Here is a 19,308-nt window from a genome sequence, read left to right as displayed (position 1 = left end):
GCGTGTGCTTATCGGCGCGGACGCCCCGCGTCAGCGCTTGCGCGCCTCGGCGTCCAGCATCTCCTCGGTGATGATCGGGATCGCGCCCGTCGCCAGCTCGATGCCCGACAGCCGTGCCGGGCTGAGCACCCGCATGACCTGGTCCTCCTCCATCAGCCCCGCGGCCACGACGAGCGTCGAGATCGGCGTGGAGGTGGTCAGCGCCGTGTGCGCGATCGACGCAGCCGCCGCGTACCCGATGTACGGCGTGAGCGCGGTGACGACGCCGACGTTCGTGTCGACCTGCGCAGCGAGCTTCGCCTCGTTCGCCTCGATGCCGACGACGCAGTGCTCGCGCAGCGTTGCGCAGCCGCGGGACATCCACTGCAGCGACTGCAGGATCGAGTGGGCGATGATCGGCTCGAAGGCGTTGAGCTGCAGCTGCCCGCTCTCCGCCGCCATCGTCACGGTGGTGTCGGCCCCGGCGACCGCGTAGGCGATCTGGTTCACGACCTCGGGGATCACCGGGTTGACCTTGCCCGGCATGATCGACGAGCCGGCCTGGCGAGCCGGCAGGGTGATCTCACCGAGACCCGCCTGCGGACCGGACGACAGCAGCCGCAGGTCGTTGCAGATCTTCGAGAGCTTCGCGGCGCTGCGCTTCACCGTGCCGGACAGGGTCATGAACGCACCGGCGTCACTCGTCGCCTCGATGAGGTCGGGGGCGGTGACGACGTCGATGCCGCTCGCCTCCTGCAGCTGCCGACGGACTTCGTCGCGGTAGAGCGGGTCCGCGGTGATCCCGGTGCCGATCGCCGTGGCGCCGAGGTTCATCTCGGCGAGCAGCGGCATCACCTTGCGGAGCAGGTCCGCGTCCTCCTGGATCGTGTGCGAGAACCCGGTGAACTCCTGCCCGAGGGTCATCGGCACGGCGTCCTGCAGCTGCGTCCGGCCCACCTTCAGCACGTCGGCGAAGGCGCGGCCCCGTTCGGCGAACGCCGCCGACAGTTCTTCGAGCTGCACGATCAGACGACGGACCCCGAAGATCATCGCGATCTTGATGCTCGTCGGGTACGTGTCGTTCGTCGACTGGCTGCGGTTCACGTGGTCGATCGGGTGCAGGTACCCGTAGTCGCCCCGCTCACGCCCGAGGAGTTCGAGGGCCCGGTTCGCGAGCACCTCGTTCGTGTTCATGTTCGTGCTCGTCCCGGCGCCGCCCTGCACGACGTCGACGACGAACTGCTCGCGGAGCGCCCCGTCGCGGACCTCCTGCGCCGCGCGGTCGATCGCATCGGCGCGCTCCTCGTCGAGGACACCGATCGCCCGGTTCGCCCGCGCCGCCGCCTGCTTCACGGTGACGAGCGCCTCGATGAGGTCCGGGTACACGGCGATCGGGACGGAGGTGATCGGGAAGTTCTCCAGCGCCCGCAACGTGTTGACGCCCCAGTACGCGTCGTTCGGGACCTCCCGTGATCCCAGCGAGTCGCTCTCGGTCCGCGTCGTCGTCGTCACAGGTGCCTCCTCGTTGCCGGTCACACGTCGAGGCTAGTCCCGTCCGTCCGGCCGGTCCGGGAACGCGCCGCGGCTGGTGGGACCGGCGCGTTCCTGCGCGAGCGGGCGAAATGCCGCGGTCGCCTCGGCAACGCACGCCGGCATTCCGCCCGCTCGCCCGGGGCCGGCCTCACTCGCGCTTCGTGAGCAGAAGACGTCGGGTCGCAGACGGCGACCCGACATCTTCTGCTCACCGAACGCGCCGCCCGCGCGAGCGGGCGAAATGCCGCGGTCGCCTCGGCAACGCACGCCGGCATTTCGCCCACTCGTCACGCGACGAACCGGAGGCGCGGCGCCAGGCCGCCACGGGCCTCCCGTCCGACCCGCGGGCACGCCCGGACGCCCTCGCTCGCACTTCGTGAGCAGAAGATGTCGGGTCCCAGACGGCGACCCGACACCTTCTGCTCACCGAGAACGCGCCGCCCGCGCGAGCGGGCGAAATGCCGCGGTCGCCTCGGCAACGCGCGCTGGCATTTCGCCCACTCGCCACGCGACGGCCCGGAGGCGCGGCGCCAGGCCGCCACGGGCCTCCCGTCCGACCCGCGGGCACGCCCGGACGCCCTCGCTCGCACTTCGTGAGCAGAAGATGTCGGGTCCCAGACGGCGACCCGACACCTTCTGCTCACCGAGAACGCGCCGCCCGCGCGAGCGGGCGAAATGCCGCGGTCGCCTCGGCAACGCGCGCTGGCATTTCTCCCACTCGCCACGCGACGGCCCGGAGGCGCGGCGCCAGGCCGCCACGGGCCTCCCGTCCGACCCGCGGGCACGCCCGGACGCGAGCGGGCGAGGTGGCGGGGTTCCTGCGCGCGAAGACGCGGGCATTTCGCCCGCTCGCGCAGCGCACGCAGCGCAGCGCACGCAGCGCACGCAGCGCACGCGCGACGAGGGAGCAGAGGACGCCGGGTCGCGAAGGGCGACCCGGCGTCTTCTGCTCACCCGGTGAGCGGGCCCGTCAGTGGAACTGCGGGACGATGAGGTAGATGCCGTAGAGCACGACGGCGCCGCACACGACGAAGCACGCGATGGCCGCGGCACGGAGCGCACGTGCCGCTGCCGAGGCTCCGGCCGGGTTCGGGAAGCCGGCGGTGGCCGGGCCGATCGTGCCGTCGTCCTTCACGGTGAACTTGCCTTCGCGGGTGTCGGCGGCACTCCAGAGACGGAGGCCGACCGAGTACACGGCGACGACGAAGCACGACGAGACCACGGCGACGAGCGCCACGGTGAGGAATGCAAACCAGTCGATGCCCATCAGCGGTCTCCCCCTTCGAGGAATGCAAAACTGCGTCCGTCAAGCGCGATGCCCATCAGCGACGGCCTCCCTTGCGGGCCGCCATGCGACGGAGCGTGCGCTCGCGGCTCAGTTCGGCACGACGCTGGGCGACCGCATCGGCACGCTTCTTGCGCTGCATGTCACGCAGCTCCTTGCGGGTCAGGACCGCGTTCGCGGCGACGTCGACCTCGATCGCGGAGGCCTGCTCGTGCGGCTTGCGGAGCGACCACAGGTACAGGCCGAGGATGACGACGGCACCGATCACGGCGTCGAGTACCAGCCCGATGACGCCGAGGCGGGCGATGCCCGAGGCGACCGCACCGACCGCGGCAGCCGCGGGCAGGGTGATGAACCAGGCGATGACGATCTTGCCGGCGGTCGACCACTGGATCTTCGAGCCGCGGCGGCCGAGACCGGCACCGATGATGGAGCCCGAGGACACCTGCGTGGTCGACAGCGCGAAGCCGAGGTGGCTGGAGGCGAGGATCGTCGCGGCGGTCGAGGCCTCGGCGGCGAAGCCCTGCGTCGCGCGGATCTCGGTGATGCCCGAGCCGAGGGTGCGGATGATGCGCCAACCACCCGTGTAGGTACCGAGGGCGATCGCGAGGGCACAGGCGACGACGACCCAGAACTGCACGCCCTGGTTCGACGACTGCGCGCCCGAGGCGATGAGGGTCAGCGTGATGACACCCATCGTCTTCTGCGCGTCGTTGGTGCCGTGTGCCAGGGACACCATCGAGCTGGTGAAGACCTGCCCGATGCGGAACCCGCCGCGCTCGTTCGGGAACACCGGACGCTTCGTGATCCGGTACGCGATGCGCGTCGACAGGAACGACACGAGCGCGGCGATCACGGGCGAGGCGAACGCCGGGATGATCACCACCGTCAGCAGCGCGACGTAGTTGACCGACTGGAACCCGGCGCCGACGATCGCGGCACCGATCAGCCCGCCGAACAGTGCGTGCGACGACGATGACGGCAGCCCGCGGAGCCACGTGATCATGTTCCAGACGACTGCCCCGATCAGGCCCGCGAAGATCATCTCCGGGCTGATGGCGACGCCACCGGGCCCCTCGTTGATCAACCCGTGCGAGATCGACGTCGCCACGGCGGTGCTGAGGAACGCACCGACCAGGTTGAGCACCGCAGCGACGGTGACCGCCACCTTGGGCTTCATGGCGCCGGTCGCGATCGGGGTCGCCATCGCGTTGGCGGTGTCGTGAAAACCGTTTGTGAAGTCGAAGAAGAGGGCCAACGCGATGACCAGGACGACTATGAGTGTGATGTCCACCGCGGGCAAGTGTCCCAGGCGTCGGCCCTTCGAGCAAACCTGATCGGCAACCTGTTGTTCACCGCAGCTTCACACTCGTTCAGCTTCGGAACCATGCCGATGGGAGAATGCGTCCATGGACACCGCTGAGCTCCTCATCCTGCTGATCGGATCGCTCGCGGTGACGGGGTTCGCCCGGGCCAAGGGGCTCCCCGCTCCGCTGCTCGTCACGGCGGTCGCCCTGGCTGCCTCGTTCCTGCCCGGGCTGCCGCCGATGGAGATCGACTCCGAGGTCATCCTCACGGTGATCCTGCCGCCGCTGCTCTACTCGGCGGCCCTCGACGTGTCGTGGCAGAGCTTCCGCGGCTCGATCAAGCAGATCCGACGGCTCGGCATCTTCCTGGTGATCGTCACCGCCCTGGTCGTCGGCGGGGTGGCGTACCTGCTCATCCCGGACATGACGCTGCCGGCGGCGATCCTGCTCGGCGCGATCGTCGCCCCACCGGACGCGGTGTCCGCCGCCGCGATCGGCCGGAAGCTCGGACTCCCCCGCCGCGTCATGACCGTGCTGTCCGGCGAGAGCCTGATCAACGACGCGGCCTCGCTGACCCTGGTGCGGGTGTTCACGCTCATCATCGCGGGCACGTCACTGACGATCTGGCAGGACCTCGGCATCTTCGGCCTGGCGATCGGCGTCGGTCTGGTCGTCGGCATCGTGCTCGGCGTCGTCGTGCACTGGATCCGGATGCGCATCAACGACCCCGTGGTCGAGACGATCATGAGCATCCTGCTGCCGTTCGTCGCCTACATCCTCGCCGAGGACCTGTCCGGCTCCGGGGTCATCGCGGTCGTCACGGCCGGCCTGTACATCGGCTACAACTCGCCGAAGGAGGGCTACGCCACCCGCCTGCAGGAGCGCCCGCTCTGGACGAGCATCGACGTCATCCTCGAGGGCTTCGTGTTCGCGCTCATCGGCCTGCAGCTCAACACCGTCGTGCAGGACCTGGTCGAGAGCGAGCGGAGTCTCGGGCAGACCCTCACCGCCGCGGCCGTCGTGCTCGTCGTCGTGATCCTGGTGCGGCCGCTCTTCGTGTTCGAGTCCTACGCGCGCAACCGCATCAACGGGAAGTGGCTCCGGCCACTGCGGATCAAGCTGTCCCGCGGGCACCCCTCGCTTCGGTGGATGCGCGGTTCCGCGGAGCCGAAGCTCAACTGGCGAGAGCTCACCGTCATCTCGTGGACGGGCATGCGCGGTGTGGTGACCCTGGCGGCTGCGGTCTCCGTCGTCGCGAGCCCCACGCAGATCCCGGCGCAGGACACGATCTTCATCATCGCCTTCTTCGTGACCGTCGGCACCCTGCTGCTGCAGGGACTCACCCTGCCGTTCGTCATCCGCGCGCTCAAGGTGCAGGACCCCGCCGAGGGCGAGGAGGACGTGCGCAGCGAGATGCGACTCAACCAGCGCACCACCGAGGCCGCGATCGAGCTGCTCGAGAAGCGGCGCCCCGCATGGGCGAAGCAGTACGGCTCGGAGGCCGTCGACTCGGTGGTTAACCGGCTGAAGGCGCGACTCGAGCGTCAGGCCGAGACGTTCCGTCAGGACGCCGAAGAAGAAGAGGACGAGGGGCGGAACGTCGCACTGCGCCTGCGTGGCTCGCAGATCCAGGACATCCGGCGCGAGCTCCTCGACCGCCGCCGCGAGATCGTGCTCGAGGAGCGGGAGAAGGGGAACCTCGACGAGGAGGTCATGCGCCGCGTGCTCGTGACCCTCGACGCCGAGGAGCTCGCGATGGACTCGGCGCAGGCGTCGCGCAGTCGCTCCTGAGCACCCCGGGCGTATCCTGGCGCTCCGATCGAGAGCAGGAGCAGAGCGCCGAGTGAGCACGCCGCGGAACGACGTCCCCAGGAACGACGACGGACCGGAGCGCCCCGGCGGTTCCCGTCCCACGCCGCCGAAGCCGCGCGGGACCCGGCCCTCCGCGCGTGGGACCAAGCCGCGTCGTGGTGGCAAGGTCGCCGGGCATGCGCGCTCGGGACCCCGGCGACAGGCTCCGGTACCCGCGCCCCAGCAGCACGGCGCCTACCGCCGGTGGTACTCGACCCTGCACCCGTCGCTGCAGCTGATCGGCCTGCAGCTCTGGATGCCGCTGTTCTTCATCGTCGGGTTCTGCCTGTGCTACGTCTTCGCGTTCCACGCCCCGCACCCGCACGACGTCCCGATCGCCCTGATCGGCAGCGACCCGGCGTTCGTGCAGGCGGTGCAGCAGGCGTTGCCCGGCGAGTTCGTGTTCCACACGTACGACTCGCTCGCGCAGGCGAAGCGCGACGTGGTGGGCGGCTCGATGGCGGTCGCGTACGACCCCGCTGCGAACGAGTTCTTCAAGGCGAGCGCGCACCAGTTCCAGGTCGCGAGCCTCGTACCGGCCACCCTCACCGCGGTGCTGACCGGCCTGGGCGTGGCGACCCCGAAGGTCACCGAGCTCGCACCGCTGCCGGCGTGGGACGAGTACGGCACCGTCGCGATGTACGTCATGCTCGCGTGGTGCATCGGCGGCTACATGGTCGCGATGTTCATCGGCATCATGGGCGGCCCGCTCCGGCACCGCACCCGGATGACGGTCATCGTGGTCGGCGGCCTCGTCATCTCGCTCATTACGAACACGCTCGCCGGGCCTGTGCTCGGCGCCATCCACGGGCACTGGATCCAGCTCGTGCTCATCGCCTGGGGCTGGATCGTGGCGATCGGCCTGGCGGTGAACGGCCTGAGCTACTTCGTCGGCCGGTTCATCGCCGCACCCGCGATGATCTGCTTCGTCTTCCTGTCCATGCCGTCGTCCGGCGGCGCCTACCCGAAGTGGTTCATGCCCGAGCCCTTCGCCTGGCTGAACAACGTCGTCGTCGGCTCGAGCATGGTCGACATGATCAAGCACCAGGTCTACGGCGTCGGCCCCGGCCCGGCTCGCGGCCTGATCACGATGGCCTGCTACGCCACGGCCGGCCTGGTGCTGATGTACTTCGGCAAGAAGTGGTGGGAGCGCCGACGGATCCGGGCGATCGTCACCGGCCGGACCACGATGTTCCAGGACGCCAACACCGCCAACCGCGAGTTCCTCGGCGGGCAGCGCGACGCCGAGCTCGAGCGCCACGGCCTGACCTCCACCGAGACCGGCACCCTGAGCGTGCTGCGGGACGACGACTGGGAGGACGACCGCACCGGCGGCGACGTCTTCACCGGCGGTCGCGACGGCCTGGAGCCCGGCGGGACGCCGACCGGTCGCATCGCCGTGCAGCGCCCCGGGGACCGCACCGGCCCGGTGCAGCGGCCTGGGCCCACGCGGGCCGGTACCGGCGCGTCGCGGAGCCTGCGGAGCGACGTGACGGCCGAGCACGTGGGGGGAGGCGCGGGGACCGGACCGCGCACGCGTCCCGTCCCACGCTCCGAGGGCTCCAGGGCGCCGGCTCGGTCCGACACGTCGGACGAGCCGCCGCACGGCCGGCACGCGGACCGGTGAGGCGCCGCTGACGCGTATCCTGATCGGATGAACCCCCGCATCACCTGGCACCGCGTCCTCATCACCGTCGTCGTCGTGTTCCTCGTGCTGACGGTCGGCTTCTACGCCGCGAGCGTCCTGCTCGCGCCCGCCGACGGCCGGGGTACCGCCGGGCTGTTCGTCGGGTGGGCGATGTTCTCGATGATCGGCGCGATCGTCGTCGGCATCATCGACTTCTTCGTGCGGCCCCTGGGCGGCCGGAGCGGCGACGCCGACGTCATGGCCGCCGCCGAGGAAGCGCGCACCGGCAGCACCCGTACCCAGCAGCCGCGCTAGCCGCTAGTCACCCACGCCGACGCCCGTCCCGGTGAACCCGGCGACCGTCGCGTCGTCCTCGGCGAACGTGAACCGCGCGCGGACGCTGCCCCCGGCGAGCACCCCCGGCAGCCAGTAGCGGGCGTCGTCCCACATCGCGTCGTAGGGCACGGTGTCGACGGGGATCCACCGCGGCTCGAGTTCGTCGGAGCCCGTCGGGTCTCCCTGCCAGCGGCGGCAGACGAAGACGTCCGAGACCTGGGACCAGGACGGCCGGTACGGGAACCGGTAGTCCAACGTGCCACGGGCCTCCAGGTCGACCGTGTCGAGCCGCAGGCCGACCTCCTCACGCACCTCGCGCACGGCGGTCTCGACCGCCGACTCGCCGGGCTCGCGCTTGCCGCCGGGGCCGACCAGACGGCCCGTGCCGAGGCCACGGCGCTTCTCCCCCAGCAGCACCTCGGGGCCTGCCTCGCCGTCGCGCAGCAGGTACACGACCACCACCCGGGGATGCTGGGACTTGCTCTCGTCGCGAAGGGTCACGCGTCCAGTGTGACCGATGGAGTGTCGTACGCTTTTCCCATGGCAGGCGTGCTGCGGGGGCACCATGGCTGAGCCCCGCAGGACCGGGCGCAGCCTCGAAGTGCTGCGCGCCGAGGCCGCCGAGGAGATCTCGATGCTCGTCGAGCACCGGAGCCGTCAGGGCGAGGACCCGTGGGAGTTCATGCCGACGCTCCCCACCGTCGACGAGCAGGTCGTGCTGATCCTGCGTGCGGACGCCGTCGACCTGGACGAGGCGATCGGCAAGCGGCACGCGCAGTGGTCGAGCCACCCGGCGTCCGGGCAGGGCACCAGGCTGGGCGAGGAGTACCACCGGCTGCGCCGGATCGCGCTGCAGCACCCCGAGCTGACGCCCGCCGTGTGGAAGCTGCTGGGCGCGCTGCCCGAAGCGGGCTGACGCGCGCGTCGGCGCACGCACACCCCGGCCCCGCGCACGCACGCACCCGCGTGCGGTTGGATGGATGCATGACCGAAATCGTGCTCGCCGTCCTCAACCAGCCCTCCCGCGACGCCGCGCCGCACGACCCCGCGGCCGACGCCTTCACCTGGGCGAAGCCGCTCGAGGAGCACGTCCAGGTGCAGGACCTCGGCGTGACGCGCGGCGACGGCGTGTTCGAGACGATCACGGTGATCGACGGTCGGCCCCAGGCCCTCGAGGCGCACCTCGCCCGCTTCGGCCGCTCCGCCGCGATGCTCGACCTGCCCGCCCCGGACCCGGAGGCCTGGCGCCAGGCCATCGAGGCCGTCTGCGCCCGCCTCGACCCGGTGCGCGAGGCCTTCGCCAAGACCGTCCTGACCCGCGGCGTCGAGGGCACCGACCGCCCGACCGGGTGGGTCTACGCGGCGCCGTCGGGCGACTCCACGGCCGCACGCACCGAGGGCATCTCCGTCGTCGTCCTGGACCGCGGGTACCGGCACGACGTCGAGCGCACCTCGCCGTGGCTGCTGCAGGGCGCGAAGACGCTGTCGTACGGCGTCAACATGGCCGCCCTGCGCGAAGCCGTCCGCCGCGGCGCCGACGACGCCCTGTTCGTCTCGAGCGACGGCTACGTGCTCGAGGGCACGCGCGCCAACCTGATCATGAAGGTCGGCGACCGGCTCGTCACGCCCCGCACCGACATCGGGATCCTGGCCGGCACGACGCAGGCCGACGTGTTCCGCTTCGCCGAGCAGGAGGGCATCGAGACCGCCTACGAGCTCGTCACGCTCGCCGACCTGGCGGCGGCGGACGCGCTCTGGCTCGTGTCGAGCGTGCGGCAGGCTGCGCCGATCCGTTCGGTGAACGGCGACGCGCGGCCGATCGACGCCGAGCTCACGACGCGGATCAACGACTTCCTGCTGGCACGCGAGGTCTGAGCACGCGGCGCCCCCGGCGCGTGTGCCGCGGGCGTTTCGCGCTGAGCGACACGTCACGGGGCGGCGCGCGCGTGAGGTGTCGCGCACGGCGAAATGGGCGTGGGCCCACGACGGACTGGAGGCGCGGTGCCAGCTGGCACCGCGCCTCCAGTTGTGTGTCGTGCTCGCTACCAGCGCGGCGTGGTGACGCCGGCTCCGTCGGCCCACGTGAAGACGGACTTGCCGTCGATCCAGACGCGCGTCGCGCGGCTGGTCGCGTCGAGCGGGTCGCCGTCCCAGAGCACGAGGTCGGCGTCGTAGCCCTCGGCCAGGCGACCGACGCGGTCCCCGAACCCGAGGAACTCGGCCGGGTTGATCGTGAGCGCCTCGAGTGCGGTCTGGGCGGGCAGACCCTCCTTCACGGCGGCGGTCGCCTGGTCGACGAGCATGTTGATCGGCACGACCGGCGCGTCCGTCGTGATGGCGACCCGCACCCCCGCCGCCGCGATGGCGGCGAGGTTCGGGATGCCGCGGTCGCGGAGCTCGACCTTCGAGCGGCTGGTGAACAGCGGGCCGTAGATGACCGGGATGTCCTTGGCGGCCAGCACGTCGGCGATCTTGTGCGCCTCGGTGCCGTGGTTCACGACGAGCCGGTAGCCGAACTCCTCGGACAGGCGGATCGCGGTGGCGATGTCGTCGTGGCGGTGCGTGTGCTGGTCCCAGACGAGCTCGCCGTCGAGCACCCGAACGAGCGTCTCCTTCGTCAGGTCGCGGGCGAACGGCTCGTCCTTCGCGGCGGCGGCGTCACGGGCGGCCCGGTAGTTCTGCGCCTCGACGAAGGCGTCGCGGATGATCTTCGCGACGCCGAGCCGGGTCGAGGGTGTCTGGCCCTTGCCGCCGTAGACGCGCTTCGGGTTCTCGCCGAGGGCGCTCTTCACGCTCACCGAGTCGGAGATGAGCTGCTCGTCGATCGTGCGGCCGCCCCAGGTCTTGATGGCGACGCTCTGACCGCCGATCGGGTTGCCGGAGCCGGGCTTGACGACGATGCTCGTGATGCCGCCGGCGAGCGCGTCCCGGAAGCCCTCGTCGTCGATGTCGATCGCGTCGATCGCCCGGACGCCGGCCATGTTCGGCGCGGTCATCTCGTTCGTGTCGTTGCCGGCCTCGCCGTTGGCCTCCTCGTGGATGCCGACGTGGCCGTGTGCCTCGACGAAGCCGGGGACGAGCCACGAACCCGCGGCGTCGATGACCGTCATCCCCTCGGGCGGGGAGACGTCCGGACCGATCGCGGTGATCCGGCCGTCCTCGACGACGACCGCGCCGCCGTCGAAGGCGGGAGCGGAGACGGGGACGACGTGGGCACCGGTGATCGCGAAGGAGTTGCTCATGGCACCAACGGTACGCGGGGGCGGGCGGCGGCGAGCGGGCGGGGGCGAGCGGGCGGAATACCGATTCCTGGCGTCGAGCGTCCGGGTGGTTCTACCGTCGCGGGATGGCACACCGGATCGACACCTGGCCCACGCACGACTGCACCGAGCGACCGTGGCGGAGCACCGTCCGCGGGTGCCGCGACGACCGGCTGGTGACCACCGTGCAGGTGTCGCTGCCCCCGTCCATCGCGAGGGCTCGGTGGACGCCCGACGACGACACCGTCGCGCTGCTCGACCGGAGCGCCACGGCCCTGCGCACCCTCGACGTCCACCACGGCTCGCGGCTCGCACCGCTCGGGTCGGTGCTCGGCCGGACCGACGCCCTGGCGTCGTCGCGGATCGAGGACGAGTCCGCGTCGATCGACGACCTGGCGCGGGCACTCGTCGGCATCCGCGCGAACGCGGGTGCCACCGCGGTCGTCCGGGTCGGCGGAGCCGTCGAGCACCTGGTGTCCGGAGCGGATTCGGGAACCGTCACCGAGGCCTCCCTGCTCGAGGCACATCGCCTGCTGATGCGCGACGACCCGGTCGACGGACGGTACGCCGGCCGGTACCGCGACGTGCAGAACTGGATCGGCGGCGGCGCCACACCCCGCGACGCCGTCCACGTGCCACCGCCGCCCGAGCTCGTGGCACCGCTGATGGCCGACCTGTTCGCGTTCGTGCACCGCGTGGACCTGCACCCGATCGCCCAGGCCGCGATCGCCCACGCGCAGTTCGAGTCGATCCACCCGTTCACCGACGGCAACGGTCGGATCGGGCGGGCGCTGATCGGGGCCGTGCTCCGGCGACGCGGGGTGACGACCACGGTCACGGCACCGGTGGCCACCGCGCTCGCGGCGGACCGGCGGCGGTACTTCCGGCACCTGGAGCAGTACCGCGACGGCCGGGTCACCGGGTTCGTGGTCGACCTGGCCCTGGCGATCGGGACAGTGTGCGACGAGGCGACGCTGAGCGCCCTGCTGCTCAAGGAGCACGACGCCGACCTGTCGGCAGGCCCCTGCGCCTCGGGTCCGCACGCCGTGGTCGGCCGTGCACTCGCCGACGACCCCGTCCTGACCGAAGCGCACCTGGACACCCTGCTCACCGCCGACGAGGTCGAGCGCGTCACGCACGACCTGGTGCTGGCGGGAGTGCTCCGTCCGGTCACCGGTCGTCGCCGTGACCGCGCGTGGGTCGCACCCGCCGTGGTCGCCGAGCTCGAGGCGTTCGAGCAGCGGGTGCACGCCGCTGTGGGCGGCCGCGAGCGCACGGCGGCCTGACCGGGGGTACGGGCGAATAGGGTGGGACGGTGAGCAACGAGCACACCGCATCCACCCCGCCCAGCGCCGCCAAGCGGCCCGTGACACGGACCCACCACGGCATCGACTTCGTCGACGACTACGAGTGGCTGCGGGACAAGGAATCCCCCGACACCCTGGCGTACCTCGAAGCCGAGAACGCCCACACCGACGCCGCCACCGCGCACCTCGCGCCGCTGCGGGACCGCATCTTCGCCGAGGTGAAGAGCCGCGTGCAGGAGACCGACCTCTCAGTACCGGTCCGCATGGGCGACTGGTGGTACTTCACCCGCACCGCCGAGGGCAGCCAGTACGGCGTGCACTGCCGCGTGCCCGTCGCCGGCCCCGACGACTGGACGCCGCCCGCCGTCGTCGAGGGCGAGTCGACGCTCCCCGGCGAGCAGGTGGTCCTCGACGGCAACGCCCTGGCCGACGGCCACGAGTTCTTCTCCCTCGGCACGTACGACATCAGCGACGACGGCACCCGCCTGGTCTACGGCATCGACGTCGAGGGTGACGAGCGCTACACCCTGCACGTGCGCGACCTGGCCTCGGGGACCGACCTCGGCGACGCCATCCCGAACACCGGGGCCGGCGCCACGTTCGACCCGGCCGGGCGCTACGTGTTCTACCCCACGGTCGACGAGTCCTGGCGTCCGGACAAGATCTGGCGCCACACGGTCGGCACCGCGGCGTCCGAGGACGTCCTGGTGTTCGAGGAGCCCGACGACCGTTACTGGGTCGGTGTCGGTGTCACCCGCTCCTCGCAGTACATCGTCATCGAGCTCGGCTCGAAGATCACCTCCGAGGCGCACGTCCTCGACGCCGCGGACCCGACCGGTGAGTTCCAGGTCGTCTGGCCCCGCCGCGAGGGCGTCGAGTACGAGATCGAGCACGCCATCGTCGGCGGCAGCGACCGGTTCCTGGTGCTGCACAACGACGGCGCCGAGAACTTCGAGCTCGTCGACGTCCCCGCCGACGACCCGACGTCCGAGCGTGACCGCCGCGTCGTCGTGGCGCACCACACCGAGCGCCGCATCGAGTCGGTCGACGCCTTCGCCGGGCACCTCGCCCTGGAGTACCGGTCCGAGGCGCTCCCCCGCGTCGCGATCATCCCGATCGAGGGCGACGGCTACGGCGACGCGCACGAGGTCCCCTTCGACGAAGCACTGTTCTCGGCGGGGCTCGGCGGCAACCCGGAGTGGGAGCAGCCGACGCTCCGCATCGGGTACACGTCGTTCGTGACCCCCTCCGAGGTCAGCGACCTCGACCTGGCCACCGGCGAGGTCACCGTCCTGAAGCGCCAGCCCGTGCTCGGCGGCTACGACCCGGCCGACTACGTGCAGGAGCGCGACTGGGCGACCGCGTCGGACGGCACCCGTGTGCCGATCTCGCTCGTCTGGCGTCGTGACGCCGTCGAGGACGGTACCCCGGCACCGCTGCACCTCTACGGCTACGGCTCGTACGAGCACTCGATCGACCCCGGCTTCAGCGTCATGCGCCTGTCGATGCTCGACCGCGGTGTCGTCTTCGCCGTCGCGCACGTCCGTGGTGGCGGTGAGCTCGGCCGGCACTGGTACGAGAACGGCAAGACCCTGACGAAGAAGAACACGTTCACCGACTTCGTCGCGGTCGCCGAGCACCTGATCGAGTCCGGCCGGACCAGCGCCGACCGGCTCGTGGCCGAGGGCGGCAGCGCGGGCGGACTCTTGATGGGCGCGGTCGCCAACCTCGCACCCGAGCGGTTCGCCGGCATCCTGGCCGCCGTGCCGTTCGTCGACGCGCTGACGAGCATCCTCGACCCGGACCTGCCCCTCACCGTCATCGAGTGGGACGAGTGGGGCGACCCGCTGCACGACGCCGAGGTCTACCGCTACATGAGCGAGTACACCCCGTACGAGAACGTCCGCGACGACGTGCGGTACCCGCAGATCCTCGCCGTGACCTCGATCAACGACACCCGCGTGCTCTACGTCGAGCCCGCGAAGTGGACCGCGAAGCTCCGCGAGGTCGGCGCTCCGGTGCTGCTGAAGACCGAGATGTCCGCCGGCCACGGTGGTGTCAGCGGTCGCTACGCGTCGTGGAAGGAGCGGGCGTTCGAACTCGCCTGGCTGCTCGACGTGCTCGGGCTCGCCGACGAGACGCCCGCCGCCGCGACCACCAACCCGATCGCCGCGGGCTGAGCCGCACCGCGCACTTCGTGAGCAGATGAGGTCGGGTCCGAACGCGGGACCCGACCTCTTCTGCTCACCAAGCGATCAGCGGCGCACCCGGCGCACCCGGCGCACGCGGCGCACGCACCCCGCTCACACGCGGTTGAGCGCGTGCACCGCCTCGTCGTAGGACTCCTCGGCCAGGCGCACCCGGTCCCCCGCGAGCACGCCGTACCCGAACGTGCCCTCACCCCCGCGCTCCGCGATCGCCGCGTTCGCCCGCAGGATGTCGAGGGCGTGCAGGGACCGCACCCGTTCGGTCAGCACGTCGGCCGCGGTGCCGATCCGCTTCCACAGCGCGTGCGGGAACGCGTCGTCGCCGAGCACGTCCATCGCCATCCGGGCGCGCATCGTCTCCTGCCACGCGGCCTCGGTGGTGGTCCGGTCAGCGGCTTCGCGCTCGGCGGCGGTGTCCGAGGTGTCGTCGGCGACGGCGGCCCGGACGAGTTCGCGCACACGCGGCTTCACGTCGGCGCCGACGTCCTGCGCGACCTGCTTCGGTGCGCGGAGCGACCACGCCGTCGGCACCGGGCGCTCGGCAGCGTCGTCGAGGGCGTCGAGCAGCTCGAGGAACGGCTCGCCGTGCAGGAACGCGACGACGTCCCGCACCGCCTGGTCGCGACGTTCCCGGGTCGAGGCGAGGATGCGCTCGCGGGTCATCGCATCGACCAGGTCGTCCTGCGCTGGCGACGACGCCCGCGGCAGCCGGTCGATCAGGTACTCGGCCAGCGCCGCACGCGCGGTGACGCCCGCCAGGCCGTCCGCCGCCTCGGCGGCGCGGTCGACGGCCTCGCCGTCGGGGAACGCCGGGCGGTAGGCGCCTAGGATCGCGGCGATCTCGAGGGTGGTGTCGGCCGCCTGCCGGAGGTCGGCCGTGTCGCCGGAGCGGAGCCGGGCCTCCTGGCCGAGCAGCGCGACGCGCAGCTTGCGCACCCGCTTCGCCAGGATGCGTGCGGTCGTGCCCTTGGCCGGCTTCTCCTCGGTCTGGAGGCGCGGTGCCGGTGCTCCTGCCAGCCCGCGTGCCAGCTTGGACGCGACGGCGGCGGGGCCGGCACCGACGGCCGCGAAGCGCCCGTCGAGGGCCGCGAACAGCTCGTGGGCGATCTGCGGGTCGACGCCGTCGACGGTCTCGACCTCGACCTCACGCCAGGTGCGCGGGGTCTCCGGAGCGTCGTCGTCGAGGCGCTGGGCGGTGACCTGGTCGTCGGCGAGTTCGGCGATCTGGTCGCCGTCCTCGTCGAGCAGTCGGGTGACGGTGCGGGTGGTGGTGATCCGGACGACGGGACGCAGCCCGCGACCGCGACGCTCCGTGAAGAGCGCGGCGAGGACCTCGTCGGGCACCGTGTCGGCGTCGTCGGTCAGGGGGAACTGCTGCTCGTGGCGGACCGTGTCCGACTCCGAGCGCTTGATGTGCCAGCCGGCGTCGGGGCCGCCCGTGCGGCGGCGCACGGTCACCCGCGCGGCCACCAGGTCGTACCGCTCGGTGTCCCAGTAGGTCGCGTCCAGTTCGAACGGCTCCTGGTGCTCGGTGCGGAGGATGCCGCCCGCGCCGAGGAGGTCGGGGAGGGCACCGCCCTCGGGCAGGTCGTAGGTGCGCTCGATCTCGAGGTGCGTGTGGCTCACACGCTCTTGTCTACCAGGCACTGCGAGGTTTCCCCGCACCCGGGGTTAGCCTGCAGGGATGAGCGACACGATCACCCGCGAGCAGTTCACGCCCGAAGCCGGCGGCGTCACGATGTTCACCACCACGTGGTGCGGCTACTGCGCCCGGCTGAAGAACCAGATGTCGAAGGCAGGGGTGCCCTTCACCGAGGTCGACATCGAGCAGACCCCGGGCACCGCCGAACTCGTCGCCGAGGTCAACGGCGGCAACCAGACCGTGCCGACGCTCGTGTTCCCCGACGGCACGACGGCGACGAACCCGTCCCTGGCCGAGGTACAGTCCCGCATCTGAGCGGCGGCCCTCCGCAAAACACCGGTGTTCACGCTCCGAACACGCGCATGACGCGGTTCAGAGTGTGAACACCGGTGTTTTGCTGTCAGAGCCGCGCGCCGGACGCGCCGCGCGCCGGCCCTAGCCGCCGAGCGCCTCGGTCAGCAGCGCAGCCATCGCGTCGAGCTGGATGTCACCGGAGTCGACGACCTCTTCGTCCGAACCGTCGAGCGCGCGGGCGGCCAGGGACGCCTTCGAGTCGATGAGCTCAGCGATCTTGGTGTCGATCGTCTGCGCGGCGATGATGCGCCACGCGGTGACGGGCTCTTCCTGTCCGATGCGGTGCACACGGTCGATCGCCTGGGTCTGTTCGGCGCTCGTCCACGACAGCTCGGCGAGCACGACGTTCGACGACACCTGCAGGTTCAGCCCGACACCGGCGGCGGTCAGCGAGCAGACGATGACGGCGACGTCGGGGTCGTTCACGAACGAGTCGATCTCGGCCGTGCGCTGCGTCGGGGTCTGGTCGCCGCGGATCGTGGCGGTGCGCAGCCCGCGACGGGCGAACACCTCTTCCGCCTGGTCCATCACGTCGAGGTGCTTCGCGAAGAACACGACCTTGCCGACGTTCGAGGCGAGCTGTGCCGCGTAGTCGGCCGCGAGCTGGGCCTTGGCCCGGCCGATGCGGCGGACCATCGAGAACACGTTCTCGCCGGTCGACGAGGCGTCCTGGTCCTCGAGCTCCCAGCGCGCGACCTGGCGGACCAGCTTGTGGTCGATGCCGACGACCGGGTCCTGCCCGGTGCGGGCGTCGAGCGCCTGGTGGTAGCGACGGACGAGCTTCGCGGTGAGCTCGCGCTCGGCGTCGCGGATGGAGCGACCCTCGTCACCGTCGAGCTCGACGGGGATGTCGGCGATCCGGCGGGCGGGGATGTCCGCGGCGACGTCGACCTTGCGGCGTCGGACGATGCCCTGGTCGATGACGGCACGGCGGGCCTCGACGAAGAACCCGGGGTCGGCCGGCGTCAGGCCGATCTCCTCGAGTTCGTTCATGAGCTTCGCGCGCGGCTTCTTGTCGTCGATCCAGCCGAGGTACTCCCAGATGGTGCGGAAGTCCTCGACCGAGTTGATCAGCGGGGTACCGGTCAGCGCCATGAGCAGCGGCGCGGCGGTGCGCTGCCGGATCCGCTCGGCGATCTGCAGCACGAACCGGGCGCGCTGCGAGTCCTTGTTCTTGATGAAGTGCGCCTCGTCGACGACCATCCCCTTGAACCCGAAGTTGCCGAGCCACCCGGCGTGCCGGTCGAGGATCTCGTAGTTCACGATGACGATGTCGGCGAACCCGTCGAGGTCGTTGCCGTCCCCGTGGATCACCGTGGCGCGGTGGTTCGGCACCCAGCGCTCGGCTTCACGCGCCCAGTTCGTCTTGACGACGTTCGGCACGACGACCAGCAGCGGGAACGCGTTCGCGGCATCGGCGGCGAGCAGCGACTGTGCGGTCTTGCCGAGGCCGGGCTCGTCGGCGAGCAGGAACGTGCGGTGCCCCTGCGCCGCTGCGGCGACGAGTTCCGCCTGGTGCTTCATGAGCGTGGTGCCCGAGCGCGAGTGCAGCGTCGTGGGCTCCGGCAGCGGCATCGACGCCGCTCCCCCGCCCGCGCCGTACTCGAACGACTTGAACAGCGGTCCGAACAGTTCCCAGTTCGCCAGACGACGCGGGTGTGCGACGGGCTGGTCGGCGAGGGCGAAGTCCGGCGGCATGAACGGGTTCGCGAGCTGGCGCTGCACGACCGCCTGCGGCACGACGGCCCGCACCGGGGTCTCGACCACCGCGGCGGGCTCGGACGCGATGACGAGGTCCTCCGGCTGCAGTTCCATGCCACCGGCGATCATCATGTCGCGCTTGACCGCACGCGTCGCCTCGGACACCTGGACCTCTTCGGCGAGGAGCTGGATGACGCTGGTGTCCCGCGCCGCCGTCTTCGCCAGGATCGTGGCCACGCCGTCGAGCCGCTTGAGCTGCTCGGCGCGCTGCGCGTCGGTGAGCTCCGTGTCGGCCTTCACCCGCGCGCGCTCTTCGCGCATGAGCAGGGCGACCGCCTGGAACTTCGTCCGGTTCGATGCCTTGAGCGGTCCGCGCTGTGCCGCGGCCTCGACCTCGCGCACAGCGCGGGCGAGGACGGGGATGACGCCGTCGTTGTCCAGCGGCCTGGTGCGACGTGACGCGGTCCGCGTCCCGCCGGCAGCACGCCGGGTGCCTGATCGAGCCAACGCTCCTCCTGTTCCGCCCACACGTCGGGGCGATCCGCCCGTGGGGCGGGAAGTCCTGCACCGGGGCCTGGCGCGGCTCCGGTTCGGCTGCGGGCCACCGTGGCCCACCGCATCGCCGGTCCCCGCATCGGGACGTCCGGTGGACTCCCGCGAGCCGTTCCACACGAGCACCTGCCGGGAGCAGGTTCGGACGGTCCGCGCCGGGATCCGGCGTCGTCACACGCACGTGATGCCCCCTCGGGGCGGTCACGGCCCGGTCCCCGCGTCGATCAAGTGATCGACGGCTGCGTCCGGAATCGACGCGGCACGCGGGAACGCGGTGCGTGCGCGCTCAGTTTACTCCCGGACCACCGACAGAGGCGACCGGCGCGTTGCCCGCGCGCGTCGCGACAGCGGACGGGAGGCCCGTGGC

At 71.4% G+C, this 19,308-nt stretch carries 15 protein-coding genes; 8 read left to right on the top strand and 7 right to left on the bottom strand.

The genetic code is table 11. The features are described 5' to 3' along the window. Positions 1–30: 30 nt before the first annotated feature. From ORG17_RS05460 to ORG17_RS05450, 3 genes are all read right to left on the bottom strand, one after another. Complete coding sequence (locus ORG17_RS05460; RefSeq protein WP_232749784.1) at positions 31–1,491, bottom strand: aspartate ammonia-lyase; 1,461 nt, start codon at positions 1,489–1,491, stop codon at positions 31–33. A gap of 991 nt (positions 1,492–2,482) precedes the next feature. Further along, positions 2,483–2,779: a hypothetical protein gene (locus tag ORG17_RS05455; protein WP_027464739.1), complete on the bottom strand. Its 297-nt coding sequence runs from the start codon at positions 2,777–2,779 to the stop codon at positions 2,483–2,485. Between the two features lie 55 nt (positions 2,780–2,834). Beyond that, positions 2,835–4,091: an inorganic phosphate transporter gene (locus ORG17_RS05450; RefSeq protein ID WP_035807670.1), complete on the bottom strand. Its 1,257-nt coding sequence runs from the start codon at positions 4,089–4,091 to the stop codon at positions 2,835–2,837. Between the two features lie 115 nt (positions 4,092–4,206). Here ORG17_RS05450 and ORG17_RS05445 point away from each other — a divergent pair, with 115 nt between their 5' ends. From ORG17_RS05445 to ORG17_RS05435, 3 genes are read left to right on the top strand one after another with little or no spacing between them, the layout of a single operon-like run. After that, positions 4,207–5,895, top strand: coding sequence for a cation:proton antiporter (locus tag ORG17_RS05445; protein WP_110859250.1), 1,689 nt, complete (start codon positions 4,207–4,209; stop codon positions 5,893–5,895). Positions 5,896–5,947: 52 nt separating this feature from the next. Continuing rightward, entirely contained in the window at positions 5,948–7,582 is a 1,635-nt protein-coding gene (locus ORG17_RS05440) for an ABC transporter permease (RefSeq protein ID WP_111057468.1), read from the top strand. A gap of 27 nt (positions 7,583–7,609) precedes the next feature. Further along, on the top strand, positions 7,610–7,897 hold the full coding sequence (locus ORG17_RS05435; protein ID WP_027464737.1) for a hypothetical protein: 288 nt from the start codon (positions 7,610–7,612) through the stop codon (positions 7,895–7,897). Between the two features lie 3 nt (positions 7,898–7,900). Here ORG17_RS05435 and ORG17_RS05430 read toward each other — a convergent pair whose 3' ends face one another. Next, positions 7,901–8,419: an 8-oxo-dGTP diphosphatase gene (locus ORG17_RS05430; protein WP_214527971.1), complete on the bottom strand. Its 519-nt coding sequence runs from the start codon at positions 8,417–8,419 to the stop codon at positions 7,901–7,903. Positions 8,420–8,483: 64 nt separating this feature from the next. Here ORG17_RS05430 and ORG17_RS05425 point away from each other — a divergent pair, with 64 nt between their 5' ends. Both ORG17_RS05425 and ORG17_RS05420 read left to right on the top strand, forming a co-directional pair. Continuing rightward, positions 8,484–8,834, top strand: a complete 351-nt coding sequence (locus ORG17_RS05425; protein WP_027464736.1) for a tryptophan synthase subunit alpha — start codon at positions 8,484–8,486, stop codon at positions 8,832–8,834. Between the two features lie 68 nt (positions 8,835–8,902). Next, positions 8,903–9,793: an aminodeoxychorismate lyase gene (locus tag ORG17_RS05420; protein ID WP_111023183.1), complete on the top strand. Its 891-nt coding sequence runs from the start codon at positions 8,903–8,905 to the stop codon at positions 9,791–9,793. A 167-nt stretch (positions 9,794–9,960) separates the two neighbouring features. On the opposite strand, the gene ORG17_RS05415 is transcribed toward ORG17_RS05420, so the two are convergent. Further along, on the bottom strand, positions 9,961–11,160 hold the full coding sequence (locus ORG17_RS05415; protein ID WP_071245016.1) for an amidohydrolase: 1,200 nt from the start codon (positions 11,158–11,160) through the stop codon (positions 9,961–9,963). 104 nt (positions 11,161–11,264) lie between these two features. Here ORG17_RS05415 and ORG17_RS05410 point away from each other — a divergent pair, with 104 nt between their 5' ends. Both ORG17_RS05410 and ORG17_RS05405 read left to right on the top strand, forming a co-directional pair. Continuing rightward, positions 11,265–12,464, top strand: coding sequence for a Fic family protein (locus ORG17_RS05410; RefSeq protein WP_214527972.1), 1,200 nt, complete (start codon positions 11,265–11,267; stop codon positions 12,462–12,464). A 29-nt stretch (positions 12,465–12,493) separates the two neighbouring features. After that, positions 12,494–14,665 (top strand): S9 family peptidase, encoded by a 2,172-nt coding sequence (locus tag ORG17_RS05405; RefSeq protein WP_214527973.1) that lies wholly within the window; start codon positions 12,494–12,496, stop codon positions 14,663–14,665. Positions 14,666–14,788: 123 nt separating this feature from the next. On the opposite strand, the gene ORG17_RS05400 is transcribed toward ORG17_RS05405, so the two are convergent. Further along, positions 14,789–16,318: a CYTH domain-containing protein gene (locus tag ORG17_RS05400; RefSeq protein WP_214527974.1), complete on the bottom strand. Its 1,530-nt coding sequence runs from the start codon at positions 16,316–16,318 to the stop codon at positions 14,789–14,791. A gap of 58 nt (positions 16,319–16,376) precedes the next feature. On the opposite strand from ORG17_RS05400, the gene ORG17_RS05395 reads away from it, so the two are divergent. Then, positions 16,377–16,649, top strand: coding sequence for a mycoredoxin (locus tag ORG17_RS05395; RefSeq protein WP_027464730.1), 273 nt, complete (start codon positions 16,377–16,379; stop codon positions 16,647–16,649). Positions 16,650–16,769: 120 nt separating this feature from the next. Here the strand turns inward: ORG17_RS05395 and ORG17_RS05390 are convergent, their stop codons facing one another. After that, on the bottom strand, positions 16,770–18,896 hold the full coding sequence (locus ORG17_RS05390) for a DEAD/DEAH box helicase (protein WP_071245021.1): 2,127 nt from the start codon (positions 18,894–18,896) through the stop codon (positions 16,770–16,772). Positions 18,897–19,308: the final 412 nt, after the last annotated feature.

This window comes from Curtobacterium flaccumfaciens pv. betae (assembly GCF_026241855.1).
Taxonomy (GTDB): domain Bacteria; phylum Actinomycetota; class Actinomycetes; order Actinomycetales; family Microbacteriaceae; genus Curtobacterium; species Curtobacterium flaccumfaciens.
This window is presented reverse-complemented; position numbering and strand designations above follow the sequence as displayed.